Genomic DNA, 613 nt, shown 5'->3' with positions numbered 1-613 from the left:
GTATAGGTTTGGCCTGCACCATCCCCGTTGTTCTGGGAACTGAAGTCCTGGTTCAGAATCCAGTTGATCAGGTCCAGATTCTGCGGGTTCGGGACGACGCCGGCCGGAACCGAATCCGCGTCTGCCAGATACATCTTGTAGGGGACGACATCGCCCGGCGTCAGCGGATCATAGAGCGATACGCAATAGGCGTTGGCGAAGCTGATCCCGTCAAAACGCGCGTCCCCCGTCGCCGACAGGCTCACCGAGATATAAGGCCCGTCGAACACGTCGCTGTAGGCACCGACCAGAAGACCGCTCGCGGGCAGGCTGTCCTTGATCGTCTCCAGCGTGTTCTTGGCGCCGGAGAAGGTCATGTCCAGATTGGCCGTGTCGGTGCCGCCGTTTCCGTCCGAGATGCTGTAGCTATACGTGACCTTCGCAGTTTGGCCCAGCAGCAGGTCGGCATAGGCAGCGGTCCCGTCGACCACCAGCTGACCGCTGGTCAGGCTGATGACGACGCCATCGATATTGACCGAGCCGCCTTCGCTGATCGCCTGACCGTTGACCGCGGTGATGGTCAGCGCATCGCCGTCCGGATCGCTGTCATTGGCCAGAACGTTGACCGTCTTGG

Annotated in this window: 1 protein-coding gene; it reads right to left on the bottom strand. The window is 61.2% G+C overall.

What is annotated here, in order from left to right:
- Nucleotides 1-613 (bottom strand): Ig-like domain-containing protein (locus Q1A36_RS21365; protein WP_299848200.1); only part of this gene is annotated, 613 nt, incomplete at both ends.

It is taken from the genome of uncultured Paracoccus sp., assembly GCF_947487305.1.
Lineage (GTDB): Bacteria > Pseudomonadota > Alphaproteobacteria > Rhodobacterales > Rhodobacteraceae > Paracoccus.
The sequence above is the reverse complement of the archived record's forward strand: the minus strand, read 5'-3'. Positions and strand labels throughout refer to the sequence as shown.